Below are 25,808 nucleotides of genomic sequence, written 5' to 3'. Positions count from 1 at the left end.
CCAATTTCTAGGGATCCCCCCGAAGGGGGAACCCGATTGCAGACTGACTGGTGCGACAATAACAACCCGCATGTTTCCAATTTCTAGGGATCCCCCCGAAGGGGGAACTAAACAACTTCTTTTGTTTGTTAAGTATGCACTATATGTGTACGTTTCCAATTTCTAGGGATCCCCCCGAAGGGGGAACTTCATACCTGGGTGCTGGTGGGGGAGGTTAGTCTTCTCTCGTTTCCAATTTCTAGGGATCCCCCCGAAGGGGGAACCGCCTTATCTGGACGCCGGACGAACTTGCCTACATGGCTGTTTCCAATTTCTAGGGATCCCCCCGAAGGGGGAACTTAATTATTTTGTCGGCAATGGTCTTACGGGTCCGCCGTGTTTCCAATTTCTAGGGATCCCCCCGAAGGGGGAACATCAACATGTAGAACCCCGGGAAACAAGAATCCTAGTTGTTTCCAATTTCTAGGGATCCCCCCGAAGGGGGAACTTCCCTGCCTAAGGAGGTTGCTATGGCTATCATGATCGTTTCCAATTTCTAGGGATCCCCCCGAAGGGGGAACCTGAGTAGATAAAGTAAGCACAGTTCCTCCCTACAAAGTTTCCAATTTCTAGGGATCCCCCCGAAGGGGGAACAGACAACTCCCGCAATCCGAACGGTTTCCCCAGGTGGATGTTTCCAATTTCTAGGGATCCCCCCGAAGGGGGAACTTTAAGGGTGTTAAGGACATAGTTTGCACAATTTACAGTTTCCAATTTCTAGGGATCCCCCCGAAGGGGGAACAGGCAGAGTATACAGGCGTCTCTGCCTAAAAATAAAATGTTTCCAATTTCTAGGGATCCCCCCGAAGGGGGAACTTGGCGACTGGGTTGATTACGGTACTTTCTTTTGCCAGGTTTCCAATTTCTAGGGATCCCCCCGAAGGGGGAACACTTGGGATTAGACTAGTTAAGCTGCTGTAGCTGTTGAGTTTCCAATTTCTAGGGATCCCCCCGAAGGGGGAACTCCACCCCTATTAAAGCCAAGCAGGGCAAGGGATGCAAGACCCGTTTGCGAGGGATCCGGAAAAAAGGGGGCAAAAAGAGTTTCGGCGAGGGGGTTTTGGGGCCGGAAAGCCTTGTGGCACAAGGCGTCGAGGGATCCGACGAAAGAATGGGCTTTTCCGAGATTTTGAGGGACGCTCGCAGAGGCGTTGATACCGTTTTGGTGTTCTTTTGGAAACATCGGGATCCCTGAGGTTTGGCTAGGCTATCTGTTGGCAGGTGGCAAGCTCTCGCTAGGGTTGTTCGATATGGGAGCGGGGCTCCAGGTGGATGAGGATCCGCGCCGGCCCGTAGCGCCCTTGCACGAGGTGTTCGACTTCCTCGGTAAGGTGGTGGGCGGACTCAATGTCCTGTGGCTCCACCACCAGGTGCATCTCGATAAAGACCATTTCCCCTGGAATCCCGCGGGAAGTGATGTCATGGCAGTCGAGCACGCCTGGCACGCTCAGGATCAGATCCCGCAGGGCCTCGGCAGGGATCGCCACCCGGTCGGTGAGGTAGGGAAGATTCTCCTGCAGCACTTCCCAGCCGCTTCGGAGCACCAGCAGCGCCACCGGCAAAGCCAGGGCTTGATCCAACCAAGGGATCCCCCAATAATGCATGCCGGCCAACCCCAGCAACACCGTCAGCGTTACCCCAACGTCGCTGAGGGTATGGCGAGCATCGGCCAACAGCAGCGAGCTGGATAGCGCTTTGCCCCAGCGGTGCTCGTAGAGGGTGACAAAGACATTAATGCCCAGCACGCCCACCATCATCCCCAAGGTTAGCTCGTCAATCTGCAGGTGGGGCTGGGGCTCCCAAAACCGCTCCACGGCTGTGCGCAGGATCTCCAGGCTGGCCATCCCCAAAAAGGCGGCGATCCCCAGCGCTCCAATGGCTTCAAACTTGCGATGGCCGTAGGGATGGTCGGCATCGGGCTCTGGCGAAGAAAAGCGCACGGCCACCAAGCCCAAAATGTTGCTGGCGCTGTCGGTGGAGCTGTGCAGGGCATCGGCAATGAGGCTCAGGGATCCCGTCGTCAGCCCCAGGATTAACTTGATCAGAAACACCAGGACATTTAGCCCTAGCGTGACGTACAGCACCCTCTGCACTTGGCGCTGACGGCGGCTGGCTATGGCAGCAGAATCCAGAAAGCTCACTGCAGCTCGGGCGGGGATCCACAGATATCCTGCTTTATTCTGTCACCGACCTCAATAGGGGTAAGGGAGGGTACCCTAAAAGCAAGCTGCTAAGGCTTAGTCAAGTGGCCGCCGATTGGGGAGCGAACTCTGAGTATGCACGTTGCTGTGGTAGGCGCTGGCTATGTGGGCCTGGTAACAGGGGCTTGCCTGGCTCACCTAGGAAATAGCGTTATCTGTGTGGACAACAACTCCGCCAAGATTGAAGGGCTGCAGCGGGGTCGCCTGCCCATCTACGAGCCCGGCCTAGAGGAGCTGGTGCGGGAGGAAACTGGGGCAGGTCGGCTGCACTTTACCACCGATCTGGGCCTTGGGATCCGGGCCAGCGAGGTGGTGTTTATTGCCGTGGGCACCCCCGCTCTGCCCAGCGGGGAGCCGGATCTGCGCTATGTGGAAGCGGTGGCGCGGGAAATTGGCCAGCACCTGGACGAGCGCTACCGAGTCATTGTCAACAAATCCACCGTGCCCATTGGCTCCGGCGACTGGGTGCGCATGCTCATTTTGGACGGGGCCGCCGAAGCCGCCAAGCAGCGGCTGAGCAGCCGAGAAGTGGGGAGAGATCCAGAGGCCAGATCCCTGACCTTGGAGCTCTCGCCTTGGACGCCGCAGTTTGACGTGGTGAGCAACCCCGAGTTCCTACGGGAGGGCAGTGCCATCCAAGATACCTTCTACCCGGATCGCATTGTGATTGGCTCCAACAGCCCCCGCGCCATTGAAATCATGCGGCAGCTGTATGAACCCATCCTCAACCGCCAGCAGGGCCTGCAAGGGGATCCCGTGCCTTTGCTGGTGACCGACCTGGCTTCTGCCGAAATGATCAAGTATGCCGCCAACGCCTTCCTGGCCACCAAGATTAGCTTCATCAACGAAATGGCCAACATCTGCGAGCGCACCGGCGCCGACATCACCCAGGTGGCGGAAGGGATCGGCCTAGATAGGCGCATTGGCCGCGCCTTTCTCAACGCTGGCATAGGGTGGGGCGGAAGCTGCTTCCCCAAAGATCTGGCGGCTCTTATCCAAACCGCTGCTGACTATGGCTATGAGGCCAAGCTGTTGCAGGCCACGGTGGAGGTTAACCGAGAACAGCGGCAACGTTTGGTGGAAAAGCTGCAGCAAGCCCTCAAGGTGCTCAAGGGAAAAACCATTGGCCTACTGGGTCTGACGTTTAAACCCCACACCGACGACCTGCGGGATGCCCCTTCCCTGACCTTAATCGAGCAGCTCCACCGCCTTGGGGCAAAGGTGAAGGCGTATGATCCCGTTGTGTCCGCTTCAGGGATGCGGGAGGGGCTAGCCCATGTGGTGGTGGAAACGGATGTGTTCCGGCTGGCCCAGGACTGCGATGCCCTGGTGTTGGTGACGGAGTGGCCGGAGTTTTTGTCGCTGGATTACCGACGAATTGCAGAGCTGATGCGGCGGCCCTTGCTCATCGATGGCCGTAACTGTCTGGATCGGGAGGCGGTGCGGCAGGCGGGCATAACCCTCATTGGAGTGGGCTGGTAGGTGCTGGGGAAATCAGGGGAAATCATGAAGATCCTGGTTACGGGTGGCCTGGGATTTATCGGATCCCACTTGGTAACCCGCCTTCTGCAAGAAGGCCACTGGGTCATTTGTCTGGATAACGGCTCCACAGGCCGGCAGCTGAATGTCCAAGCTCATCTAGACAACCCAGCCTTTCAGTTTATTTGGCACGACGTTGCCGAGCCCCTGCCGCCCGCTTTGGCAGAGGCCGGGATCCAGCAGATCTACCACCTGGCCTGCCCCGCTTCTCCCCCCCACTACCAAGCGGATCCCATCCGCACCATCCGCACCAGCCTCTGGGGCACCTATCACCTGCTGCAACTGGCCCAGAAAACGGGAGCGAGGTTCCTGCTGGCCTCGACTTCAGAAGTGTACGGGGATCCCCAAGTGCATCCCCAACCGGAAGACTACTGGGGCCACGTCAACCCCATCGGCCCGCGGGCCTGCTACGACGAATCCAAGCGCTTGGCGGAAACCCTCACCTTCGACTGGCAGCGGCAATACCGAACGGAGATCCGGGTGGCCCGCATCTTCAACACCTACGGCCCCGCCATGCGGGAGGACGATGGCCGCGTGGTGAGCAACTTTATCGTCCAGGCCCTGCGCGGGGATCCCCTGACGGTCTATGGGGATGGATCCCAGACCCGCAGCTTTTGCTACATCTCCGACTTGGTAGAGGGCTTGATCCGGCTGATGAACAGCCCCTACCCCGGACCCTTTAACTTGGGCAACCCAGAGGAGTTCACGATCCTGGAGCTGGCCCAGCAGGTGCTCGCCCTCACCGGCAGCCCTTCTCCCATCGTTTACCGGCCTCTGCCGACGGACGATCCCAGACAACGGCAGCCGGATATTGGCAAAGCCCGCGCCCTCTTGGGTTGGGAGCCTCGGATCCCGCTGCAAGTTGGGCTGCAACAGACCATCCCTTACTTTCGTCAGCGGCTGGGGCTGGACTAATCATCAGGTGCTCCCGACAACCCCAACCCGTTTGAGAACCATTTTCGCCTCAGCTCGATTGACCTGGGTGAATGGCTGCCAGCGGCTCCAGTTGGCGGGCTTGCTGTTGTAGCCGACTCACCAACTGCCGACATACCACTTCGCACAGCTCAAAGCACATGGGATCCGCAATTTGGTAATAAACACTCACCCCCTTGGGCTGACGGCTGACGATCCCTGCCTGCGCCAAGATTTTCAGGTGCTTGGAAACATTGGCCTGGCCCATGCCGGTGGCTTCCAGAATCTGGGTTACATTCTTCGGCCCAGAGCGCAACTGACACAGGATCTGCAGGCGGCTGGGTTCCGCCAAAACCTTGAAGTACTCTGCCACGCTGTCGAGAACCTGCGGCGTCAGGATCGTGCGACACTCATTCACATCCGCTCTGCTCACCGGCTTTCTCCCATCAACAAACCTGCTTGCGCCGTCCATGCAACTTGATTTTAACACTAGATAGTTATATAGTGTTCCTAGAAAGTCCAAGTTCACGTCGGGCTTTCGATACCAGACAGGAGGGCACTATGCTATTTCGCCAACTGTTCGACGCAGAAACAAGCACCTACACCTATTTAATCGCGGATCCGGCAACCCGCGAGGCCGCGCTGGTGGATCCGGTACTGGAGCAGGTGGAGCGGGATTTGAAGCTGATTCGGGAATTGGGTCTAACCTTGAAGTACTGCCTGGAAACCCACGTTCACGCGGATCACATCACGGGAACCGGGAAGCTGCGGGAACTGACCGGTTGCCAAGGGGTGGTGCCAGTACAGGCCAAGGCTCAATGTGCAGATCGTTTCATCGGTCATGGGGAAACGCTGCAAGTGGGATCCGTCGTCATTGAAGCCATCGCTACCCTGGGCCACACCGACAGCCACATGACCTACCGCGTGAATGGGGATCGCGTCCTTACCGGAGATGCCCTGCTGATCCGCGGCTGTGGGCGCACGGATTTCCAAAGCGGGGATCCCGGCCTGATGTACGACCATGTTACCCAGCACTTGTTTACGCTGCCCGATGAGACGCTGGTCTATCCTGGCCACGACTATCGCGGGCACACCGTCTCCACCATTGGCGAGGAGAAGCGCTGGAACCCGCGCTTTGTGGATCCGGAAACGGGCAACCTGCGTTCCCGTGAGAGCTTCATTGCCCTGATGAACAGCCTCAACCTGCCCCAGCCGAAGAAGATCCAGGAAGCGGTGCCGGCCAACGAGCAGTGCGGCCAAGTGGCAGCAGCGGTTTAATTCCTTCTGGGCAGCGAGGTGCAGGGTAAGCCCCCGCCGGCTGGGGAGCCCATGTGAAACTCCGATGGTGAGGGCCCGCTGCTCTGGGTAACCTTCTCTCAATTGGCTTGCCAGAAATGGAGAGTTTGAGCGTGGATAAATGGAGAGTTTGAGCGTGGATCGAGAAAGTCTCTATGAGAGCGATTTCTACGCTTGGATCCAGCAACAAGCTCAATTTCTGCGGGATCGGGCCTGGGAGAAGCTGGATCTGCCCAATTTAGTCGAGGAGATTGAATCGTTGGGCAGACAACAGCGGCAGGAACTGCGAAACCGACTTGCAGTTTTGGTTGGGCATCTCCTCAAGTGGGAGTACCAGCCAGAGGGGAGATCCGCAAGCTGGCTCCTCACCCTCCAGCTGCAGCGGCAGGAAGTTCTGGAGCTTCTTGAAGAAAGCCCAAGTCTCAAGCCCTATTTGCCAGAGGCCATCTCCAAGTCTTACTTGGGGGCGCTGAAGCTGGCCCTGGAGGAGACCAAGCTGCCCAGAAAGATTTTCCCCAAAACCTGCCCTTATTCCTCAGAGCAAATCCTGGATAGCCGGTTTTACCCCGGTGAGCCCAGTCATTTGCTTGAGGAGGGGGATTAATCCCAAAAATCGCTGCATTTTGCATTTTAGACAACGCTAGAAGCAAGGAGACAACCATGACCGTAACCCAACAAAACCCTATCCCTTCCGCTTCGCAAGAACGGGATCCCCGTCTCAAGGAGATCGATGCCCTGACCTTAAAACAGTGGCTGGATCAGGGGCGAGTCCAGCTCATTGATGTGCGGGAGCCGGGAGAATATGCCGATGAGCGGATCCCGGGGGCCATCAACATGCCCCTATCTACCTTTGACCCGGCCAAAGTGCCTGCTTCCACGCCAGAGAAGCCGGTGGTGTTGCAGTGCCGCATGGGCAGCCGCTCCATTCGGGCCAGTTGCCAGTTGCTAGACCGCGGTTGGCCGGAGGTCATTAGCCTTAAGGGCGGGATCGAGGCTTGGAAAGCGGCCAAGCTGCCCGTTACCCGCACCCAAAATGCGCCCATCTCCATCATGCGGCAGGTGCAGATTGCGGCGGGATCCCTGGTGCTCACCGGAACCCTTCTGGGGGCCTTTGTCAACCCCTGGTGGCTGCTGCTGAGTGGCTTCGTGGGCGCCGGGCTGGTGTTTGCCGGGATCACCAACACCTGTGGCATGGCTCTGTTGCTGGCTCGCATGCCCTGGAACCGAGGTCAGGCGCTATGAGTGGGATCCCTTCTACTTCCTCTGGGGGGCAAGGGATCCTGGCGCGGTACCTGCCCTTTGCTAAGGAGTCCCTTTGGGTCTTCCACTATCAGCGATCAGATTTGCCGGGAGATCTGATCGCCGGCCTTGTGGTGGCTATTCTGCTGGTGCCTCAGAGCATGGCCTATGCCCTGTTGGCCGGGTTGCCCCCCCAAGTGGGCCTGTACGCCAGTATTTTGCCGGTGATCGTCTATGGACTACTGGGATCCAGCCGTGCCCTGGCGGTGGGGCCGGTGGCCATCATCTCCCTGTTGGTGGCGGCAGGGTTAGAGCCGCTGGCCGGTCGCGTCAGCGGGACGGAGTCCTTGCCGGGCAGCCCGGAGTATGGACAGTTGGCTTTGGGGCTGGCCTTGGAGGTGGGTCTGGTCCAGGGGGCTATGGGACTGCTGCGGCTGGGATTTTTGGCTAACTTTCTCAGCCATGCAGTGGTGACTGCCTTTGGCAGCGCGGCAGCCTTGATCATCGGCTTCAGCCAGCTCCGCCACCTCCTGGGGGTCAAGATCGCCAATACGGAGTCCTTCTTGCTGTTGGTGCAGCGGCTGTGGCAGAGCCTGGATAAGGTAAACTGGGTAACCTTTGGCTTGGGGCTGCTGGCCGTATCCCTGCTGGTGTACGCTCAGCGAAAGTTGCCCCACCAACTGCGGCGTTGGGGTGTGCCTCCAGGTTGGGCCTTGATTTTGACCAAGGGGGCACCGCTAGCGGCTGTGCTCGTGACCAGCCTGTTGGTCTGGGGCCTAAACCTCTCGCAGAGGGCAGGGGTATCTGTTGTTGGCTCCATTCCTTCCGGGTTGCCCCCCTTGGGCTTTCCCTCGTTGAGCTGGGGACAGTGGACAGCGCTTCTGCCCACCGCCTTGGCCATTAGCTTGGTGGGCTTCACGGAGAGCTATGCCGTGGGGCAGTCCTTGGCCAGCCAGCGGCGGCAGAAGGTGGATCCCAACCAAGATCTGGTGGCTTTGGGGGCAGCCAACTTGGCAGCAGCCTGCAGTGGCGGCTATCCGGTAACGGGCGGCATTAGCCGGTCGGTGGTGAACTTTCAAGCGGGAGCCAACAGCGGCCTGGCTTCCCTGATCACCGGCCTGTTGGTGGCTTTGACGGTCATCTGGCTGATGCCCCTGTTCACCTTCTTGCCCCAGACCACCCTGGCGGCCATCGTTCTGGTAGCAGTGCTGGCACTGGTGGATTTTCACCCCCTGCTGCAAAGCTGGCGCTACGACCGCGGCGATGCCCTGGTTTGGTTGGTAACCTTTGCCAGTGTGCTGGGGATCGGAGTGGAGCAGGGGATCGGAATAGGGGTGTTAGTCTCCATCCTGCTCTTTCTTTGGCGGGCTAGCCGTCCTCACATTGCCATCGTGGGTCAGGTGCCCGGTACGGAGCACTACCGCAACGTGCAGCGCCATGAGGTGATTACCGATCCCCGTATCTTGGCAGTGCGGGTGGACGAGAGCCTGTTTTTTGCCAACGCAGCCTACTTGCAGGAGTATCTGCTGCGAGAGGTGGCGGCGCGACCCACAGTGGAGCAGGTGTTGCTCGTTGCCAGCGCCATCAACTTCATCGACGGCAGCGCTTTGGAAGTGCTGACCCAGTTGGTGGAACGTTTGCAGCAGGCAGGGGTGGGCTTTGCCATGGCCGAGGTGAAGGGGCCGGTAATGGATCGCCTCCAAAAGGCTGGGTTTGTGGAGAAAGTGGGCGCTGAGCGCTTCTTCCTCTCCACTCACCAGGCGATGCAAGCCCTCGGATCCCAGCAGAGCCTCAGTCAGGTGGCATCTTCCTGATCAGCACAAGGGGGGTTTGTTCAGCGGCATTGCCGGCGGGGTTCTTGCCCAGGGCTTGCTCCACCAGCTCCCGCTCTACGCCGGGGCTGGCTGCCAGGATCTTGACCTGCCCCAGATCGTTGGCATCCACGATGGCCACTTCGTAGCCCGTCTGCCGATGCAGATCCCCCACCAACTTGGCCGGATCCCGCGGCCCCAGCACGATGAACTGGTCATAGGGAGGCAGGGTGCCAGTAACGTCGTCGATGAGATCGGCCTGCTCCCCCGCCAGGGCATAAAAGACCCCCGGGATCCCCAGCAGTTTGGCCAGGGATCCCACCACAAAAGCCCACACCACCCGCCAGGCCCCGGAGCAGTCGATCAAAGTCTGCATCCCGTAGCAGCTTGAAAGACTGGTCTTGGAGGGGAAGAAGTAGCACAGGGTGCGGGCCAGCCAGCCGGGTTGGACTTGGAGAGGATGGCGAAAGTTGCCCTGCACAATGGCCACGGCACTCTCGGAAATAGCCACCACATCCCCAGGCTGGACGTGAGGGCTCACGTACCGCCGTAGCACCTCGGCCAAGTCATCGCTGGGGGTCAGTAGGTGGGTGGGAACAGCGGCCCAAAGGAGGGATCCCTGCTGCTGCCAGTTCAGCTCTGGCAAGGGATCCACCTCTTGCAACGGCAGGATGAGATGGCTGGTCTTGAGGGTGCGCCGCTGCCGCCCGTACTGGATGTAGTCCAACTCCAGCCAGGCAGAGCGCAGATCCGCTAGCCCTTTCCCCTTCAGCTCGATCTCGACTTCTAGGCCAGTCTGGCTCTGGGGGGTGAGGATATAAGCCTGCCAGTAGTTGTCTTGCCGGGGCGGAAGATCCGGATGGCGAGAGCGCAGGCGTAGGCGGGTGTCAATGCCTTCTGGGGATCCGGCGCTGAGCAAATGCAGTCGCGGCTCCACCTGGGCCAAGGTGACTTCCAAAAGGGGGTTGAGGTTGCGAGCCACAAACTCCGCTTGAATGACCCAGTGCTCGGGGGTGTGGCGGCCTATGCCCCAGCCCTTGGGCTCCACCACCAGGTGATCGGCGGGGCGGGTCTTGAGCCAGTAGAGCAAGCTGCCCAAACTCAGCAGCAACCCGGCCACTACCTGAGCCCAGCCCCAGGGATCCCACAGCCAACGCCAAGCCCCCCATAGGCTGAGTCCTACCCCGGCCAGCACTGTGGCCAACACGCCACGATTCACCATGCTGCTACTTGTTGCCATCGGGATCCCACTCCTCAAAAAAAGACAAGTGCTTAAACCCTGCTAAAGTCTGCCCCTTTGTCCACCACAACACCCTAGACTACAGGTACGCTCTAGCTCTTCTCCCAAACCCTAGCCATCCTACCGGGAAACTGAAGCAGGCCGTAGCGGGATCCCTACCTAATTTTTAGTCTCAAACAGTTAGCTTACAAATAGATTTCATTTCAGGCTTTTCAGAACACTCTGGGAGTTTCCTATGGCGCACAAACAGCAATTCAAAAGTTTTGCCGACATGATTCAGGGATCCAAAACCCCGATCCTGGTGGATTTTTATGCTTCCTGGTGCGGCCCTTGTCAGGTTATGGCGCAAGTGTTGGAGCAGGTAAAACCTCAGGTGGGGGATGCGGTTACTTTTGTGAAGGTTGACACCGAAAAGTACCCAACCATCGCTGCTCGCTGGGGCATTCAAGCGGTGCCAACGCTGATCCTCTTCAAAGATGGGAAGCCGATTGACCGCATTGAGGGGCTGTTGCAGCCGCGGGCCCTGTTGGAGCGGTTGCGGGCGCAGGTTAACTAAACCTGTAAGCTAGGTGAACTTTTCTGGATCCCCCGTGCAACTGCCGCTTCTGCAGGTTCACCTGCCGGGTGAAGTGCCCTACCGCACTGCCTGGGCTTGGCAGCAGGCAAGACTGGCCCATATGATCCGGGATCCCCAGTTGCCGGACGGATTACTGCTGCTCACCCATCCTGCGGTTTACACCTTGGGGGCAGGAGCCGATCCCAAGTTTCTCAAGAGCCTTTCTCAGCCGATAGGATCCCCAGCTGCCCGCCCAGAATTCCTCTCTGGACAAGGGCCAGAAATCCTGCGGGTAGAGCGCGGCGGCGAAGTCACTTACCACGGGCCAGGCCAGTGGGTTGGTTATGCGATCCTCAACCTCAGGCGCCACCGTCTGGATCTCCACTGGTACCTGCGCCAACTGGAGCAGGTGCTTATTGAAACTGTGGCCCACTTTGGCCTGCGGGGGGAGCGGATCCCTGGCCTCACAGGGGTTTGGGTGGAGGGGCGCAAAGTGGCGGCCATCGGCATCAAGGTCTCCCGCTGGGTGACCTACCACGGCTTTGCCCTCAACGTCTGCCCGGATCTAGCTGCCTTCGAGGCCATCGTGCCCTGTGGGATCCCTGATCGCTCGGTGGGATCCCTGGTTCAGTTTTGTCCCCGAGTAACGATGGCGGCAGTGGCCCCGGTGGTGGTGAAGTCCTTTTGTCAGGTCTTTGGGCTGCAAGCTCAGGAAGTTTCCTTATCAGAGTGGTTGGGAGAACGCAAGTCTCTAAAGACTCAAGGCTAATCCACCCCCAACTGGCGCAGCAGTTGTTGCATGATGGTTCGGTCGGCAAAGTTGCCACTCTTGGAGAAGAGAGCCAACGCCTGGCGAAAGTCGGCCATCGCCGCTTCTCGATCCCCCAACTGAAGATAGGCCACCCCGCGGCTAAAGTAGGCTTCTGGGATCCCTGCATTCAACTGGATGGCCCGCTCCGCATCGGCCAACGCCTCTTGGGGCTGGCGCAACTGGTTGTAGACGTAGCTGCGGTTCACATAGGCCGGCGCATAGGTGGGATCCAACTGCACCGCCCGATCCAGATCCGACAGGGCAGCCACGGGATCCCCCCGCAGCAACTTGAGGGATCCCTGCCAGTTGAACTCGGAAGCGGTGTTTGGGGCCGAGGTCTTCTCAGGAGGAGGTGAGAAGGCAGGCAAAGAGATGGCAGGGGCAGGAGCGAGGAATGCTGCCAAGAAACCTATCAGAGCTATCCTTCCCCATCGACACTTGATTGTGCTCCGCACCGCTAATGACGTCCTCTTCGGATCCCGAACTAGTTCAATATAGACCGTCGGCGAGAGGGGCAACCCCCTGCACTTAACTTGCAAGGGGTGCGGGGAGCTACAAGTTCCGCGCTCTGGCGGGAAAGTCAGGGTCGAGATACCGACTCCTCTGCCAAGTCGTTCTGTGACGCGGGGCAGGAATGCCCAATGGCAAGGTTGGGAGGCCCAAGCTCTATTGGCTAGAGTGAGGGCGGGGGGATGTTACAAGGAAAGCTTCTGGAATAGATGAGCCACCGGCAGGGCAAATCCTGGAATAACCTCTTCACCTTCTAGAAGATCAACCGATTTCAGGAGGCGGTCAGGCTCTTGAGAGCTGCGATACACCAGGACGTAGTGCTCGCTGGGGTGAACCAGCCAAACCAGGCGGCTGCCATTTTCAAAGTACTCCACCAGCTTGTCATGAATTTCTTCAACCGTATTGCGGGGGGAAAGCACTTCAACAGCCAGATCTGGAGCGCCTTCCAAAAATCCTGTGGGCAGTTCAGCCATGCCCTGCAAGCGTTCTTTAGCAAAAAAAGAGATGTCAGGGGAGCGCCAATTTCCACTCTTCATCTTAAAAGCAGTGCTGGAATCTAAAACGATCCCCAGCTTGTTGGACAAAACGTAGGGGGTCAAAGCTGCCAATAGGAGGCTGCAGACATAACCATGGAGTGCCCCCGCGCTTCCCATATCAATTGGCTTCCCATCAACAATCTCGTAGCGATGTCCCTCCCTGGACAACGCCATGAATTCTTCGGCTGTCCAAGCTCTTTTTCCCTGAGTTGGCACAGCTCCGACGGTCATCTGCAAACTCCTTGCTGCTCCTTCGACACCGCAAGCCAAGCCCGCAGGGATCCCCCAGCGGCTTTTCCTCGAGGGGGGACGCCAAAGGCTAAAATAGCCTAGCTCATCCTAACTGTACCGACGGAAAAGGCACCTTGATCGAGCGCTACACTCTGCCCGAAATGGGCCAGATTTGGTCCACTGCCCACAAGCTCCAGACCTGGCTGCAGGTGGAGCTGGCTGTCTGTGAAGCGCAAGCGGAGCTGGGGCGGATCCCGCAAGAAGCCCTGCAGGAGATCAGAGCCAAAGCCGCCTTTGACCCGGCGCGGGTTTTGGAAATTGAGGCGGAAGTGAAGCACGATGTTATTGCCTTCTTAACCAACCTCAACGAGCACGTGGGCGAGGCAGGGCGCTACATCCACCTGGGCCTGACCAGCTCGGACGTGTTGGATACCGCTCTGGCCGTGCAGCTTGTGGCCTCGGTGGAGATCTTGCAAGCTCGCCTGGCCGACCTCATCGCTGCTATCCGCGACCAAGCTCGGCAGCACCGCTACACCCTCATGATCGGCCGCACCCACGGTGTTCACGCCGAGCCGATTACCTTTGGCTTTAAGCTGGCAGGGTGGCTGGCCGAGTGCCTGCGCCACCAAGAGCGCCTAGCTCGCCTGCGGGAAGTGGTGGCGGTGGGCAAGATCTCTGGCGCCGTGGGCACCTACGCCAACGTGCCTCCCCAGGTGGAGCAGTTGGCCTGCGCTCGCCTGGGCCTGAAGCCCGATACAGCCTCGACACAGGTAATCTCGCGGGATCGCCATGCGGAATATGTGCAGACTTTGGCTTTGATTGGCTCTTCGCTGGAGCGCTTTGCTACCGAGATCCGCAATCTGCAGCGGACGGACGTGCTGGAGGTGGAAGAATACTTTGCCCCCAGCCAAAAGGGATCCTCTGCTATGCCCCACAAGCGCAACCCCATCAAATCTGAACAGCTGACCGGGATTTCCCGCCTCCTGCGGGGGTATGCCCTTCCGGCTCTGGAAAACATCCCCCTTTGGCATGAGCGGGACATCTCCCACAGCTCGGTGGAGCGGGTTATCCTGCCCGATGCCTCCATTCTCTGCCACTACCTGCTGGTGAACATGGCCGACCTGGTGCGCCACCTGCAGGTTCACACCGGCAACATGGAGCGCAATCTCAACCTCTACGGCGGCGTCATCTTCAGCCAGCAGGTGCTTCTAGCCTTGGTGGAGAAGGGCTTGAGCCGGGAGGAAGCTTACCGCCTGGTGCAGGAAAATGCTCATCGCGCCTGGAACCAGCCGCAGGGGGACTTTCGCGCCAATCTGCTGGCGGATCCCCGAGTGATGGCCCACCTGAGCGAGGCAGAACTGCAGGACTGCTTTGATCCCCAGCGCCACCTAACCCATTTGGACGAGATCTTTGCCCGCCTGGGCATTTGAGGGATCCCCTATGGTTTGGCAGCGGCAGCACGTCTTGGGCTTGGCGGATTTTACTCCCGAAGAATACCAGATGGTTTTGCAGACCAGCGCCAGTTTCCAGGAGGTGTTGACGCGGCGGTTGCCCAAGGTGCCCACCTTGCAGGGGAAGGTGGTGGTGACGCTGTTCTTCGAGCCTTCCACCCGCACCCGTACCAGTTTTGAGCTGGCGGCCAAGCGCCTTTCGGCAGATGTGCTCAACTTTTCCCCAGGCACCTCTTCCTTGAGCAAAGGGGAGACGCTCTTGGATACGGCCCGCACCTTTCTGGCCATGGGATCCGATCTCTTAATCGTTCGCCATGCCCAGGCAGGAGTGCCCCAACAATTAGCTGCCGAGATCGACCGCCGTGGATCCCCTGTGGGCGTTCTCAATGCCGGGGATGGACTGCACGAACATCCCACCCAAGGTTTGCTGGATTTGTTTACCCTCTGCAGCCATCTGGATCCCCGGCGTCCCCGTCTGGAGTTGCTGCAAGGGATCAAAATTGCCATTGTCGGCGATATTCTCCACTCGCGGGTGGCCCGCTCCGATATCTATGCCTTGGTGGCTGCCGGAGCTGAGGTTCACTTAGCCGGCCCTCCCACCCTATTGCCCAAAGATTTTGCCCAGTTTGTGCCCGGCCACACGCTCCCTGTCCATTGGCAGCTGGAGCCTGCCCTCGAAGGGGCGCGTTTTGTTATCACCCTACGCCTGCAGCAGGAGCGCATGAGCGAGTTCCTTCTCCCCAGCTTGCAGGAGTACCACCATTTCTTCGGCCTCACGCGGCAGCGGCTGCGCCTGTGCCACCCAGAGGTGAGGGTTTTACACCCCGGCCCGGTCAATCGCGGTGTGGAACTCAGCTCCGAGGTAATGGAGGATCCCGGCTTGAACCTGATTGAGCAGCAGGTCACCCACGGCGTGGCGGTGCGCATGGCCCTGCTGTACCTCATGGGGGGCGGGCGGATCCCAGCTTAGAGCCCAGATCTTTCTCTGCTCGGGGAACATGTAGAGCTGCCCCACGTCTAGAAGGTTGGAGTCTATCTTCTAACCAATTCTCTCTGCCAAAAGCCGAAAGAATCTCTGGCCAGAGCTTTTCCCGCCCTGCTGAAATCATGTCCAAGCTTGGCGAGAGGGGAGCAACATCTTTGTCTCAAATTTTACACATCTTGGATCTGGATCGAGTTTTTTTGCAGCCGTCTAAGCTTAGCTCTTATTCAAGTTGTGTCCGTTTGATTGGTTGTCAAACGAGATAGAAGTTCAGCAGCTAGACCTTTTCGCGGATTCTGGGCTCCAGGATCCTGATTTTGCTGAAATCCAAACTGGCCAAGACCACCAGATGGAAAATCGAGGTTTGGAAACGAGTCAGTATACTCAAAAAATATCGATTTTTCTCTTGACTTAACCTAAGGTTAACCTTTAGATATCCCTCTGTTAACTTTGAGGTTATAGGGTTGAAAGTGTTGATTCGCAACAGATATTACCTATGCGAACCCTGCTTTCTGCTTTCTCCCTCACCGCTCTAACAGTAGGATTTCTAACAGCGACCTCGGCTCAAGCCCAAACCGTGCAAATCTCCGGGGCGGGCGCGACCTTTGCGGCTCCTTTGCTGCAACGTTGGTTTGACGCCTACAACCGCACCGTAGACCCCACTGTGCAAGTCAGCTATCAGTCTGTCGGGAGTGGTGCTGGCCTAGAGCAGGTGATCAATGGCACTGTGGACTTCGGCGCTTCCGAGGCGCCTTTCTCCGGTGCTCGCCTGGAAAGCTTCCGAGCTAAATACGGCTATGAGCCCCTACAGTTGCCTCTGGCGGGAGGGGCCATCGAGTTTGCCTATAACCTGCCCGGCATTGAAGACGGAGAGCTCATCCTGAAGCGGAAAACCTACTGCGGCATCGTGACCGGCGAGATCACTCGCTGGGACGACATTCGCCTCAAGGCCGAGAACCCAGGTATAGCAAACAAGCTGCCACCCCTGGACATCACCTGGGTACACCGCTCTGATGGTTCTGGGACTACCTTTGTGTTCACCAACCACATCAGAACTGTCTGCCCTAATTGGACAGCCGGTGCTGGTACTTCTGTCGAGTGGCCTGTTGGCATTGGAGCCCAAGGGAATGAGGGCGTAGCCGCCACCATCAAGCAGGAGCCAGGGGCAATTGGCTACGTGAACCAGTCCTATGCCAAGCTGGAAAATATGGCCACTGCTCGCTTGGAAAACAAAGCGGGCAACATTGTTGAGTTCTCGACTAAGGCAGCTACCTCGGCGCTTGATGCTCCCATTCCTGATGACTTTGCGCTGTTGGTGCCCGACCCTGAAGGGCCAAATGACTACCCAATCGTGGGCTTGTTCTGGGTGATGCTGTACCGCGAGTATCCCGATCAGCAGAAGCTGACCAAGCTGGTGGAGGCTCTGAAGTGGACCCAGGGGCCAGAGGGTCAAGCCATCACCAAGGAGCTGGACTACATCCCTATGCCTGAGGCGGCTATCCAGCGGATCTTTGCAGAGCTGGATGCCATCACCGTTAACCCCAATGCGGTGCGATGACTGGGTTGCAGCCTGAACTCCACTAGAGTGGAGCTGGTGGCCGGCTGAGGAGGCAGATGAGGCTTTCTCGGTCGGCTGCTGGGCTTACCTTGCACGGTGGGATTTTTAGGAAAGATTTTGAACCGAAGATGATCATGGGAGAGAGGCTATGACTTCAGCGGCTACGGGTTATGGTTCACCACCAAACCCGGATATCGATGTTGACATTGAGAAAAAGGCGAGCCTGTCTCGGGCTGTTGATGTGGGCTTTGTCCGCCTGACGCTGGCCTTGGCAGGGTTTGCCGGCATTATCCTCATCTGGGTGATTCTTCAAACCACCGAAGCGGCTCTGCCGGCGATTCAGCAGTTTGGCTTGGGCTTCCTGGTTACTGCCCGCTGGAACCCGGTGGAAAACATCTACGGGGTGCTGCCGCAGATTTATGGCAGTTTGGTAACCTCTCTGGTGGCTTTGATTTTTGCCATTCCTCTGGGCATTGGCACAGCCATCTTCCTGACGGAAGGCTTTGCTCCCAAGTGGGTAACGGCGCCGATTGGTTTTGCCATTGAGCTGATCGTGGCCATTCCCAGTGTGGTGCTGGGGCTGTGGGGGATCTTTGTTCTGATTCCAGCAGTGCGGCCCATCTTTCGAGCCATTAACCAGACGCTGGGTTGGATCCCTTTCTTGAGTGGCCCGGCTCCGCGGGGGCCCAGCTTGTTGATAGTGGCTATGGTGCTGGGGATCATGATCTCTCCCATCATCATCTCCATTACCCGCAGTACCTTTGAATCTCTACCACGCAGCCTAAAAGAGGGGGCTTTGGCTTTGGGGGCAACCCGCTGGGAGACCATCTTAACGGTGATGATCCCTGCCGGCCTGTCGGGTATCGTCAGCTCGATCATGCTGGCGCTGGGGCGGGCCCTGGGAGAGACCATGGTGGCGGCCATGCTTTCCGGCAACGCCAACCGCATCAACATCTCTCTAATGCAGCCGGGATCCACCATTACTGCCTTGATTGCCTCTCAGTTTGGCGAGGCAGGACGCTTGCAGGTTTCGGCTCTCATGTATGCCGGCGTGGTGCTGATGGTGCTGACGTTATTGGTCAACATTGTTGCCGAGATCATCATCCGCAAGTTTCAAAACTTGGAGCAGTAACTTGGGAAGCAGAAAGAAGATGAAGGAGCACTGTTATCATGTCCGACTCAGCACAGCTTGCCCCTGAGAAGGTTGACATCGACATTACTCGTGCCGCCATTGCCCCTGTCCGCAATTACACAGGCATTGTTCTAACCCTGCTGAGTGGCCTCTTTGTGGCGGTGATCATAGCTTCCCTATCTTGGGTGCTGTGGGATGTGGGCAAGGAAGGCATCCAGCGGATAAATTGGGATGTCCTCACCCAGACCCGCTACCCTGCCCCTGGCCTGGCGGAAGGGGGCTTTGGTCACGCAATTGTCGGCAGTTTAATGGTGCTGGCTACGGGGGCGGCTTTGAGCTTTCCCTTCGGCATCTTGGCGGCAGTGTACTTGTCTGAATTCGGTCGCGGCACCCGCTTGGCTTATCTGGTTAAGTTTTCCTGCAATGTGCTCACGGGGGTACCGGCCATTCTCTGCGGCCTGTTTGCCTATGCTGTGGTGGTGAGGGGATCCGGCTTTTCGGCTTTCTCGGGAGGGGTGGCTTTTGGCGTGCTGATGCTGCCGATTGTGATCCGCTCCACCGAGGAGGCGTTGCTGCTGGTTTCGCCCGACATGCGCTTGGCTTCCCTTGGCCTGGGCTCAAATCGCTTTCAGACCACAATGCGCGTTGTTTTGCCGGCAGCGGCACCGGCCATCGTAACCGGGCTAATCCTGGCTTTGGCCCGAGCGGCAGGCGAGGCTGCACCTCTGCTCTTTACCGCCTTCAACAACAATTTCTGGTCTACTAATCTATTTGGCCCGGTGGCTACCTTGCCGGTGATGGTCTACTTTTTCTCCATCATTCCCTACAGGGTGCAGCAGCAGCTGGCTTGGGCGGGCGCTTTGGTTTTGTTAGCCATTGTTTTGGCGGCCAGCTTGACCGCTCGCTTTTTGGTGTACAAGACCAGGAAATAGCCTGAGGATTCTCAACAAAGTCTTGAATCGAACTCTTCGTCGAACTCTAGCTCTTTTTGTGAGTGCTGCCATGCAAACTCAATCTCTTAACCAGACCTCTTACGTTTTCAGGACCGAGAACCTGAATGTCTACTATGGCTCCAATCTGGCGGTAAAAAATGTTACTCTGGACATCCCAGCCCGACAGATTACTGCGTTTATCGGCCCTTCCGGCTGTGGCAAAAGCACGATCCTACGTTGCTTCAACCGCACCAACGATTTGATCCCCGGTGCTCGTGTAGAGGGCAAGCTCACCTACCACGGCAAGGATCTCTACGCCAAAGAAGTCGATCCGGTGGCGGTGCGGCGGCGTATCGGCATGGTCTTCCAAAAACCCAATCCCTTCCCCAAAAGCATTTACGACAACGTGGCCTACGGCCCGCGGGTGCTGGGGATGAAGGTAGACTTGGACGAGGTGGTGGAAACCTCGCTGAGGCGGGCTGCCCTTTGGGATGAAGTCAAAGACAAGTTGAAAGAAAATGGTCAGTCGCTGTCGGGAGGGCAGCAGCAGCGCCTGTGTATTGCCCGGGCTCTAGCGGTGAAGCCGGATGTGATTTTGATGGATGAGCCCTGTTCGGCGTTGGATCCCATTTCCACCCGCCGCATTGAGGAGCTGATGAAGGAGCTGGAGGAGGAATATACCATCATCATCGTCACCCACAACATGCAGCAGGCCGGCCGCGTCTCGGATATGACGGCTTTCTTCAGCGTGGAGCTGGTGGGATCCAACCGTGTGGGCGAGCTGATTGAATTTGACAGAACTGAAGTCATCTTCAACAGCCCCACCAAGCAAGCCACAAGAGATTATGTGGAGGGCCGCTTCGGCTAATCGACCTGGCCGGACAGGGATCCTTCCCATACTGTTCTCTGCAAACCCTTTTGCAGGCAATTTCTGCCGATGATGGGGTCTGAAGAACCGTTGCACCCAAATACGGATACCTATGATCGTTGCCGCTCCTGACAAGCTGCAGGCTTTGCGTTCTGACTTAGAGGGTATTGAGATCATCACTGATCCGGCTCAGGTGGCCAAGTTGTCGTTGGACTTTTACCACTACAGCCCCGTGCTGAGCCGACAACTGAGCGACAAGCGGGGAGATTTGGTGGTGCGCCCCGCCGATGAGGCCGAGGTGATGCGAGTGGCAGCGGCCTGTGCCAGGCTGCGGATCCCGGTTACGGTGCGCGGTGCCGGTACCGGTAATTACGGCCAATGTATCCCGCTGGCCGGGGGTGTGATCCTGGACATGGGCAAGCTCAACCAGGTGCTTTGGGCAAAGCCGGGCTTGGCGCGGGTGCAGGCGGGGGCCAAGTTGATGGCCATCGACAAACACACCCGGGAGATGGGCTGGGAGATCCGCATGGCTCCTTCCACCTATCGCACGGCCACCATCGGGGGGTTCATTGCTGGCGGCAGTGGTGGCATTGGTTCTGTGACTTACGGCCAATTGCGGGATCGGGGCAACATCTTGGGGCTGCGGGTGGTCACCCTGGAGGAAGAGCCGCGGGTGCTGGAGCTGCGGGGAGATGAGGTATTCAAAGTAAGCCATGCCTGGGGCCTCAATGGGATCATCACCGAGGTGGAGATCCCGCTGGCGCCTGCTTATCCTTGGGCGGAGCTGGTGGTGGCCTTTCCCCCTGAAGTGGGCTTTATGCCCTGTGCCCATTTTGGCCAAGCCCTGGGAGATGCCGATGGGATCCTCAAGAAATTGGTCAGCCTGCACGCTTGGCCGATCCCCAGCTACTTTGCACCGCTGCGGGGTCATTTGCCAGAAGGATCCGCTGTGGCCCTGTTGATGGTGGCCGAATGCAGCCTGGAGCCGCTGTTGGAGCTTGTCCGGGAACATGGGGGCCAAGTGGTTTACAACAAAACGGCCCAGGAGGCCAGCAAGGGGATCTCGCTGGGGGAATTTTCTTGGAACCACACCACTTTGCACTGCCGCAGCGTGGATCCCAGCCTGACTTATTTACAATCGGCTTTTCCCGCCGATCGGGAGCTGAAGCTGGTGCAGCACATGTACGAGTATTTTGGCGACGAAGTGCTGATGCACCTGGAGTGGATTCGCATCAACGGGCAAGCTACCCCTGTCGGCCTGCAAATTGTCCGCTTTACCACCGAAGAGCGCCTGAACGAGATCATGCGCTACCACGAAGAGCAGGGAGTATTTATTGCCAACCCCCACACTTTCATCATCGAAGACGGTGGGCGTAAGGTGATGGATCCGCGCCAGATTCGTTTTAAAGAAGAAGTGGATCCCTATGGGTTGCTTAATCCGGGCAAGATGCGCACCTGGCAGGAGCGCGCCTCTGCTTGAGGAATAGCAACAGTAGCACAGCAATTGGCCTTGGTCTATCTGTATTGCCCATGTTTAATCCCTGATGGATTGTCTGGGCAGGACAACACCAGTCCAAAGCTCTACAGTCAGTACTGTGGGAATGCTGTCCACCGTTAAATGCTTTGTGGTGTGGACTGTCAAACTTCCGGCAGCCAGTCCTCTGCAAGCACCAACTCTGGAGAGTAGGGACAGACATCTGGAAATGTCGAGATTTCTATCCCCGTTTGCCTGGCTGCTTGGCGGCGCGCCCGTTGATAACTCTCTTCGAGTTGCTCTACCAGATAACCTTTTAGGCTAGGGCTATCTTCTATGGCCAATCCGATTTGGGTTCGCGCATCTGTGATGGAATCTAGCCAGCTATCTGAACGGCGCTGAGGTTGATATTGCCACTTGAGTAGATGCAGCAGAAGGCGAGTTAATTGACTGGTAATCCCTCGTCGTTCGCTCTTACCCAAATTCTCAACTTCTTCAATTAAGTGTGTTAGGTCAATTTCATGCCAGCGCCTTTCCCGCAATAGCCGGGTTGTTCGGTCAATCCACAAGTTAAAGTCTGTCGAGTATAGATTGCTCATAGCTTTGTCCTGCTGCCAATAGAGTCGCGATAATCATCAAATCCAGACTATGTCTTTCTTGAGTTTACTACAATAATGCCTGTAACACCTGAGTTCTCAACCGTCTGGGAGCAGAGTCCTCTGGTGACAAACCTTATCCAGGCAACTCTTTCTATAGTCATTTCGATTTAAAGCAGGACACTGCACCCACACTTAAAGTGCACCGAGCCGGAAGGCTTTTCAAGGACTCCGTCCCGCTGGCGCGATCAGGAGCCCAGGCGTCTTACCCTAAACTGAAGCAACTATATTTGACGAATATTTGACGGAGAGTGGATGGAGAGGGCGTCCCTGTGGAGAAAGGTTCAAACAAACGCTTTAACTGCCATAGTAGTTGATGGCTAAAGCTCCCACCAGAGTAAGCTGAAAGACCAAGATCACGAAGTAGAAAATGGCGCGGGGCTTGAACAGAGTGAGCATCAAGCCTATGGCTTTCAAGTCTACTATCGGCCCAAACACCATAAAAGCCAACAGGGATCCCGGCGTGAAGGTGGCGGCAAAGGAGAGGGCGAAAAAGGCATCCACCGTCGAGCAGATGGAGATGATCCCGGCCAGGGCCATCATGATCAGGATTGAGAGCAATGCATCTTGGCCATAATCCAGCACAAACGAACGCGGGATCACCGTTTGAATCAGGGCCGCCATCGCCGAGCCCAAGATGAGCACGGATCCCAATTCGCGGATCTCCCTGGCCCAGGTCTGCAGCAGGAGAACTCCTTTTTGTCCCCTGGAGGGAGAAGGCGCAGCGGCCAGAGCAGAGCGATACACATCTTCAGCCGTTTGTAAAGTGGCCAGGGATCCGCCAGAGGCCCCTTGAGCAGGGCTTTGGGATCCAATCCAGAAGGTGCCTCCCCGCAACAACGGCGAGCAGGAAGTGCTTTTCGGATCCGTCTCTTGGGGGCGATTGCGCTGCAGCTCCCGCCAGACTGACGGCTGCAACAGAGGCTGGAAATCCTTTTGCAGGCTGAAGATCAAGCCGACGACCACCGCAATGCCGAAGGAAAAGAGAACTCGGTAGATCACCAGCTCCGGCATGGAGCGAAAGGCAATCCAAGTGGAAAAGATCACCACCGGGTTAAACACCGGCGCCGCCAATAAAAAAGCCACCGCCACGTGGGGTGGGATCCCTTTGATCACCAGTTGACGGGCCACCGGCAGGTTGCCGCACTCGCACACCGGGAAAAAGAATCCTAAAGCGCCACCGGCCACCGCGCTGCCGATTTTGCCTTTGGGCAGGAAACGGGCCAACTGGGATCCCTCGACAAACACCGCCAGCAGCCCCGATAGAAACACCCCTAGCAGCAAAAATGGCATTGCCTGCACCACAATGCTCAGAAACAGGGTGAACCCGTCTCGCCAAAGGGGAGAGTCTAAAAGGCTCAACACACCGCCTCACGCACAATTTGGGCCTTACTGAGTTTGGATCTCGGCCCAGCGCCCTGTCAAACGGCTCTCAACCCCGCTCTTCTATAGGGATGTAGCGTTGCTGGCGTTCGCCTGTGTACACCTGGGTGGGTCGGAAAAGCCGATTATCGGACAACTGCTCCCGCCAATGGGCCAGCCAACCCGCCGCTCGGGCAATGGCAAACACCGGTGTAAACAAATCTTCTGGGATCCCCAGCTTGGCGTAGACCAACCCTGAGTAGAAGTCCACATTCGGGTAGATCCCCTTCGGCCCTAGCAACTCCTCACACACCCGCTCCACCTCCAGGGCGATGTCGTAGTACTTGTCGTGGCCGTAGCGCTCAAACAGCTCCTCAGCCAGCCGCTGCAGGATGGTGGCCCGCGGATCCTTCACCTTATAAACCCGGTGACCCATGCCCATGATGCGCTGTTTTTTGGCCAGCTTCTCCTCGATAAACGAGCGCACATTTTCCACCGAGCCGATTTGCCGCAGCAGCATCATCACCTGTTGGTTGGCCCCCCCGTGCAACAGCCCCGAAAGGGTACCCACCGCCGTGGCCAGGCTGCTGTAGGGGTTAGCCAGCGTGGAAGCGCTCACCAGAAGGGCAAACGTAGAGGCATTGACCGTGTGCTCGGCGTGCAGGATCAGGCAGATGTCAAAAATGCGGGCCAACCAGGGATCCGGCTTCTTGCCCGAGAGCATGTATAGGAAATTGGCAGCATGATCCAGGTTGTCGTCCGGGGGAATGGGATCATTGCCCTGTCGCATCTGGTGGAACATGGCCACCATGGTCGGCAGCTTGGAGAGCAACCGGGTGACGGTGCCGAACACATAGTCGGGATCCATCTCCCGCAGCGGGTAAAACAGCCCCAAGCCCGCCACACAGGTTTGCAGAGCATCCATCGGGTGGCCCGACTCCGGAAACGACTTGATCATGTCGCGGATGCGGTATTTCACCCGTCGATGACTGCGGATTGCCTGATCAAAGTTGTCCAGCTCCGATTGGGTCGGCAGCTTGCCAAAGATCAGCAAGTAGGCTGTCTCCAGAAAGGTACTGTGGGCGGTCAATTCCTCGATGGGGATGCCCCGATATTCCAGGATCCCCGCCTGGCCATCCACAAAACTAATGTTGGAGCGTGTGGCCGGAACGCCTTCCAACCCAGGTCTGTATTCGCCATCCGCCATAGTCGGATTCCTAAAGTGCTTCCTAAATGATGAATCAAGGGTTGCCAAAGGTGCCTGGAACCCAACCCCTTGCTCCCCTCGGGCAGTACTGACCCCGCTTTGCCCCATTGACATGCTCCCTGCTCTAGAGGGCGAGGATTCCAGTTACTGGTTCCGTGACAGCACTTACCGTAAAGGACTCCGTCTCGCTTTCGCAAGAAGGTTTCCCCTCTACGACAGCGGCGCTTGTCTCCCCAGTGGTTTTCTTTTTCAAGGCGGCTTCCCCCTGCCCTAGGGTGTTGTTGCAGACAACAAAAAACTATTACAAAACTATTTATTTATTATTTGTTTGGGTTTGACCCAGTCGTTAAACCGTTGGGCTTCTGCAGCGGTTGACTACCCTGCCGCTGCCGGCAGCATAGCACAAAGCCGCTCCCTACTGCTCCGCAAGCTGTCGCGACTGCGTCAGCGAGCCGTGAGCCTTGAGGGCCCAGTTTTTGGGTAAAGCAAAGTTTGGATCCCTGCAGCCAAGTGCCGCCCTTGCCATCCTTTACAGAGAGCTGGGCTGGGATCTGCCTTCTATCTTGCAACAGCTCCCGCTGCCCGACGCAAAAATTGTTGCTATGGTGAGAACTGCGCCCGGCTTGAGGGATCTTGGCGCTTGCCGGAGCCTCAAAAATTTGCTCCCCCGCTTGGAGATCGGCATCGATGTCGGATACTGCTCAAACTCACCTTGGCTCCAGCCCAGTGCAAGGACTGGAGTACGTGGTACTGGGAGTGGCCACTTGCTTCCAGCAGGATCAGGAAGGTCGCCTGGTAGAGGTTTTGGTGGCCGAGCCGGTACCTGCTGCCGATTTGGACTGCCTGGCCCAAGAACGCCGCAGCACTTCCTATCTTCTCCTCTACGCCACAACCTATGCCGAGATCGTGAACAACGGGATCCCCACCTTGCCCACCGATGTTTTCCCGCCGGGGGTGCTGTTGGGGGAAAACTTCGTGGAACGGGTGCAAGCAGCGGCCCGCACCTATCGCAACAAGCCCCAGTTTCGCCACATCCCCTTACACCAAACCTGCACTCCAGAGCGGGGGGTGTTCAGGCTCAATCACAGCGTTGAGCCGCGACGGATCCTCAATGCAGTTGTAGAGGTAAAGGATGCCGACAACATCAAACAGCACCCCCACACCCATCAACGGCTCTGACTCGCTGGGCTGTACGGTTGACATACTCCCCTGCCCAAAGGCAGGAGATTCTGGTTCCTGGTTCTGCGACAGCACTTACCGTATCG

At 57.7% G+C, this 25,808-nt stretch carries 24 protein-coding genes and 1 CRISPR repeat array (1 of these 25 running past the window's edge); of the genes, 16 read left to right on the top strand and 8 right to left on the bottom strand.

Going from position 1 to position 25,808, the window contains the following annotated elements; all coding sequences use genetic code 11:
- Positions 1-1,003: a CRISPR direct-repeat array (repeat unit 36 nt; unit sequence GTTTCCAATTTCTAGGGATCCCCCCGAAGGGGGAAC) (it extends 1,357 nt beyond the left edge of the window).
- Positions 1,004-1,274: 271 nt separating this feature from the next.
- Complete coding sequence (locus tag ACVWVQ_RS05075; protein WP_457507237.1) at positions 1,275-2,180, bottom strand: cation diffusion facilitator family transporter; 906 nt, start codon at positions 2,178-2,180, stop codon at positions 1,275-1,277.
- Positions 2,181-2,315: 135 nt separating this feature from the next.
- Here ACVWVQ_RS05075 and ACVWVQ_RS05070 point away from each other — a divergent pair, with 135 nt between their 5' ends.
- Together ACVWVQ_RS05070 and ACVWVQ_RS05065 are read left to right on the top strand one after the other, a co-directional pair.
- Complete coding sequence (locus ACVWVQ_RS05070) at positions 2,316-3,722, top strand: UDP-glucose dehydrogenase family protein (protein WP_457507235.1); 1,407 nt, start codon at positions 2,316-2,318, stop codon at positions 3,720-3,722.
- Between the two features lie 24 nt (positions 3,723-3,746).
- The gene (locus tag ACVWVQ_RS05065; RefSeq protein WP_457507233.1) at positions 3,747-4,694 is read left to right on the top strand and encodes a UDP-glucuronic acid decarboxylase family protein; all 948 of its coding nucleotides are present in this window, start codon (positions 3,747-3,749) and stop codon (positions 4,692-4,694) included.
- A gap of 49 nt (positions 4,695-4,743) precedes the next feature.
- Here the strand turns inward: ACVWVQ_RS05065 and ACVWVQ_RS05060 are convergent, their stop codons facing one another.
- Positions 4,744-5,124 carry an ArsR/SmtB family transcription factor gene (locus tag ACVWVQ_RS05060; protein WP_457385531.1) on the bottom strand — a complete coding sequence of 127 codons (381 nt, stop codon included), beginning with the start codon at positions 5,122-5,124 and terminating at the stop codon, positions 4,744-4,746.
- Between the two features lie 128 nt (positions 5,125-5,252).
- On the opposite strand from ACVWVQ_RS05060, the gene ACVWVQ_RS05055 reads away from it, so the two are divergent.
- From ACVWVQ_RS05055 to ACVWVQ_RS05040, 4 genes are all read left to right on the top strand, one after another.
- The gene (locus tag ACVWVQ_RS05055) at positions 5,253-5,969 is read left to right on the top strand and encodes an MBL fold metallo-hydrolase (protein WP_011433521.1); all 717 of its coding nucleotides are present in this window, start codon (positions 5,253-5,255) and stop codon (positions 5,967-5,969) included.
- Between the two features lie 139 nt (positions 5,970-6,108).
- Positions 6,109-6,591, top strand: coding sequence for a DUF29 domain-containing protein (locus tag ACVWVQ_RS05050; protein WP_414352140.1), 483 nt, complete (start codon positions 6,109-6,111; stop codon positions 6,589-6,591).
- 56 nt (positions 6,592-6,647) lie between these two features.
- Positions 6,648-7,229, top strand: coding sequence for a rhodanese-like domain-containing protein (locus ACVWVQ_RS05045; RefSeq protein ID WP_457507231.1), 582 nt, complete (start codon positions 6,648-6,650; stop codon positions 7,227-7,229).
- Entirely contained in the window at positions 7,226-9,040 is a 1,815-nt protein-coding gene (locus ACVWVQ_RS05040; RefSeq protein WP_457507229.1) for a SulP family inorganic anion transporter, read from the top strand. The genes ACVWVQ_RS05045 and ACVWVQ_RS05040 overlap by 4 nt, the downstream gene beginning before the upstream one ends.
- On the opposite strand, the gene ACVWVQ_RS05035 is transcribed toward ACVWVQ_RS05040, so the two are convergent.
- Positions 9,018-10,277: a hypothetical protein gene (locus ACVWVQ_RS05035; RefSeq protein ID WP_457507227.1), complete on the bottom strand. Its 1,260-nt coding sequence runs from the start codon at positions 10,275-10,277 to the stop codon at positions 9,018-9,020. The genes ACVWVQ_RS05040 and ACVWVQ_RS05035 overlap by 23 nt on opposite strands.
- 235 nt (positions 10,278-10,512) lie before the next feature.
- On the opposite strand from ACVWVQ_RS05035, the gene trxA reads away from it, so the two are divergent.
- Together trxA and lipB are read left to right on the top strand one after the other, a co-directional pair.
- Positions 10,513-10,833: a thioredoxin gene (gene trxA, locus ACVWVQ_RS05030; RefSeq protein ID WP_011433516.1), complete on the top strand. Its 321-nt coding sequence runs from the start codon at positions 10,513-10,515 to the stop codon at positions 10,831-10,833.
- 13 nt (positions 10,834-10,846) lie between these two features.
- Complete coding sequence (lipB, locus tag ACVWVQ_RS05025; protein ID WP_457507225.1) at positions 10,847-11,602, top strand: lipoyl(octanoyl) transferase LipB; 756 nt, start codon at positions 10,847-10,849, stop codon at positions 11,600-11,602.
- Here the strand turns inward: lipB and ACVWVQ_RS05020 are convergent.
- Together ACVWVQ_RS05020 and ACVWVQ_RS05015 are read right to left on the bottom strand one after the other, a co-directional pair.
- On the bottom strand, positions 11,599-12,048 hold the full coding sequence (locus ACVWVQ_RS05020) for a tetratricopeptide repeat protein (protein WP_457507223.1): 450 nt from the start codon (positions 12,046-12,048) through the stop codon (positions 11,599-11,601). The two genes, lipB and ACVWVQ_RS05020, sit on opposite strands and share 4 nt — an antisense overlap.
- A 291-nt stretch (positions 12,049-12,339) precedes the next feature.
- Positions 12,340-12,921, bottom strand: a complete 582-nt coding sequence (locus tag ACVWVQ_RS05015) for a Uma2 family endonuclease (RefSeq protein ID WP_011430559.1) — start codon at positions 12,919-12,921, stop codon at positions 12,340-12,342.
- Between the two features lie 134 nt (positions 12,922-13,055).
- On the opposite strand from ACVWVQ_RS05015, the gene purB reads away from it, so the two are divergent.
- From purB to ACVWVQ_RS04980, 7 genes are all read left to right on the top strand, one after another.
- Complete coding sequence (gene purB, locus ACVWVQ_RS05010; RefSeq protein ID WP_457507221.1) at positions 13,056-14,351, top strand: adenylosuccinate lyase; 1,296 nt, start codon at positions 13,056-13,058, stop codon at positions 14,349-14,351.
- A gap of 10 nt (positions 14,352-14,361) precedes the next feature.
- The gene (locus ACVWVQ_RS05005; protein ID WP_457507219.1) at positions 14,362-15,342 is read left to right on the top strand and encodes an aspartate carbamoyltransferase catalytic subunit; all 981 of its coding nucleotides are present in this window, start codon (positions 14,362-14,364) and stop codon (positions 15,340-15,342) included.
- A 508-nt stretch (positions 15,343-15,850) separates the two neighbouring features.
- Positions 15,851-16,912 (top strand): phosphate ABC transporter substrate-binding protein PstS, encoded by a 1,062-nt coding sequence (gene pstS / locus ACVWVQ_RS05000; RefSeq protein WP_457507217.1) that lies wholly within the window; start codon positions 15,851-15,853, stop codon positions 16,910-16,912.
- A 148-nt stretch (positions 16,913-17,060) separates the two neighbouring features.
- Positions 17,061-18,044, top strand: a complete 984-nt coding sequence (pstC, locus tag ACVWVQ_RS04995; protein WP_457482289.1) for a phosphate ABC transporter permease subunit PstC — start codon at positions 17,061-17,063, stop codon at positions 18,042-18,044.
- A 38-nt stretch (positions 18,045-18,082) separates the two neighbouring features.
- Positions 18,083-18,976 (top strand): phosphate ABC transporter permease PstA, encoded by an 894-nt coding sequence (gene pstA, locus ACVWVQ_RS04990; protein WP_457398131.1) that lies wholly within the window; start codon positions 18,083-18,085, stop codon positions 18,974-18,976.
- A 70-nt stretch (positions 18,977-19,046) separates the two neighbouring features.
- A complete protein-coding gene (gene pstB / locus ACVWVQ_RS04985) occupies positions 19,047-19,844 on the top strand; it encodes a phosphate ABC transporter ATP-binding protein PstB (RefSeq protein WP_457507215.1) in 798 nt (265 codons plus the stop codon).
- A gap of 112 nt (positions 19,845-19,956) precedes the next feature.
- Entirely contained in the window at positions 19,957-21,324 is a 1,368-nt protein-coding gene (locus ACVWVQ_RS04980; protein ID WP_414355895.1) for an FAD-binding oxidoreductase, read from the top strand.
- 158 nt (positions 21,325-21,482) lie between these two features.
- Here the strand turns inward: ACVWVQ_RS04980 and ACVWVQ_RS04975 are convergent, their stop codons facing one another.
- The 3 genes from ACVWVQ_RS04975 to ACVWVQ_RS04965 form a co-directional block, all read right to left on the bottom strand.
- Entirely contained in the window at positions 21,483-21,917 is a 435-nt protein-coding gene (locus ACVWVQ_RS04975; protein WP_011433505.1) for a DUF29 domain-containing protein, read from the bottom strand.
- Between the two features lie 354 nt (positions 21,918-22,271).
- Positions 22,272-23,339 (bottom strand): permease, encoded by a 1,068-nt coding sequence (locus tag ACVWVQ_RS04970; protein ID WP_457474027.1) that lies wholly within the window; start codon positions 23,337-23,339, stop codon positions 22,272-22,274.
- 67 nt (positions 23,340-23,406) lie between these two features.
- Positions 23,407-24,543, bottom strand: coding sequence for a citrate synthase (locus ACVWVQ_RS04965; protein WP_011433503.1), 1,137 nt, complete (start codon positions 24,541-24,543; stop codon positions 23,407-23,409).
- Positions 24,544-25,230: 687 nt separating this feature from the next.
- Between ACVWVQ_RS04965 and ACVWVQ_RS04960 the strand changes: the two genes are divergently transcribed.
- Entirely contained in the window at positions 25,231-25,722 is a 492-nt protein-coding gene (locus ACVWVQ_RS04960; RefSeq protein ID WP_414400644.1) for a hypothetical protein, read from the top strand.
- Positions 25,723-25,808 lie beyond the last annotated feature (86 nt).

Source organism: Thermostichus sp. MS-CIW-36 (assembly GCF_054059035.1).
Note: the sequence above shows the minus strand (reverse complement) of the source record. Positions and strands in the feature narration are given on the sequence as shown.

What these genes read in the sequence shown, in the direction of transcription:
- pstS (WP_457507217.1), top strand. Translation starts at nt 15,851, where the DNA reads ATGCGAACCCTGCTTTCTGCTTTCTCCCTCACCGCTCTAACAGTAGGA.
- pstC (WP_457482289.1), top strand. Translation starts at nt 17,061, where the DNA reads ATGACTTCAGCGGCTACGGGTTATGGTTCACCACCAAACCCGGATATC.
- ACVWVQ_RS05050 (WP_414352140.1), top strand. Translation starts at nt 6,109, where the DNA reads ATGGAGAGTTTGAGCGTGGATCGAGAAAGTCTCTATGAGAGCGATTTC.
- ACVWVQ_RS04965 (WP_011433503.1), bottom strand. Translation starts at nt 24,543, where the DNA reads ATGGCGGATGGCGAATACAGACCTGGGTTGGAAGGCGTTCCGGCCACA.
- ACVWVQ_RS05005 (WP_457507219.1), top strand. Translation starts at nt 14,362, where the DNA reads ATGGTTTGGCAGCGGCAGCACGTCTTGGGCTTGGCGGATTTTACTCCC.
- pstB (WP_457507215.1), top strand. Translation starts at nt 19,047, where the DNA reads ATGCAAACTCAATCTCTTAACCAGACCTCTTACGTTTTCAGGACCGAG.
- ACVWVQ_RS05040 (WP_457507229.1), top strand. Translation starts at nt 7,226, where the DNA reads ATGAGTGGGATCCCTTCTACTTCCTCTGGGGGGCAAGGGATCCTGGCG.
- ACVWVQ_RS05045 (WP_457507231.1), top strand. Translation starts at nt 6,648, where the DNA reads ATGACCGTAACCCAACAAAACCCTATCCCTTCCGCTTCGCAAGAACGG.
- pstA (WP_457398131.1), top strand. Translation starts at nt 18,083, where the DNA reads ATGTCCGACTCAGCACAGCTTGCCCCTGAGAAGGTTGACATCGACATT.
- ACVWVQ_RS05070 (WP_457507235.1), top strand. Translation starts at nt 2,316, where the DNA reads ATGCACGTTGCTGTGGTAGGCGCTGGCTATGTGGGCCTGGTAACAGGG.
- ACVWVQ_RS04975 (WP_011433505.1), bottom strand. Translation starts at nt 21,917, where the DNA reads ATGAGCAATCTATACTCGACAGACTTTAACTTGTGGATTGACCGAACA.
- ACVWVQ_RS05055 (WP_011433521.1), top strand. Translation starts at nt 5,253, where the DNA reads ATGCTATTTCGCCAACTGTTCGACGCAGAAACAAGCACCTACACCTAT.
- ACVWVQ_RS04960 (WP_414400644.1), top strand. Translation starts at nt 25,231, where the DNA reads ATGTCGGATACTGCTCAAACTCACCTTGGCTCCAGCCCAGTGCAAGGA.
- ACVWVQ_RS05015 (WP_011430559.1), bottom strand. Translation starts at nt 12,921, where the DNA reads ATGACCGTCGGAGCTGTGCCAACTCAGGGAAAAAGAGCTTGGACAGCC.
- ACVWVQ_RS04980 (WP_414355895.1), top strand. Translation starts at nt 19,957, where the DNA reads ATGATCGTTGCCGCTCCTGACAAGCTGCAGGCTTTGCGTTCTGACTTA.
- ACVWVQ_RS05065 (WP_457507233.1), top strand. Translation starts at nt 3,747, where the DNA reads ATGAAGATCCTGGTTACGGGTGGCCTGGGATTTATCGGATCCCACTTG.
- trxA (WP_011433516.1), top strand. Translation starts at nt 10,513, where the DNA reads ATGGCGCACAAACAGCAATTCAAAAGTTTTGCCGACATGATTCAGGGA.
- ACVWVQ_RS05035 (WP_457507227.1), bottom strand. Translation starts at nt 10,277, where the DNA reads ATGGCAACAAGTAGCAGCATGGTGAATCGTGGCGTGTTGGCCACAGTG.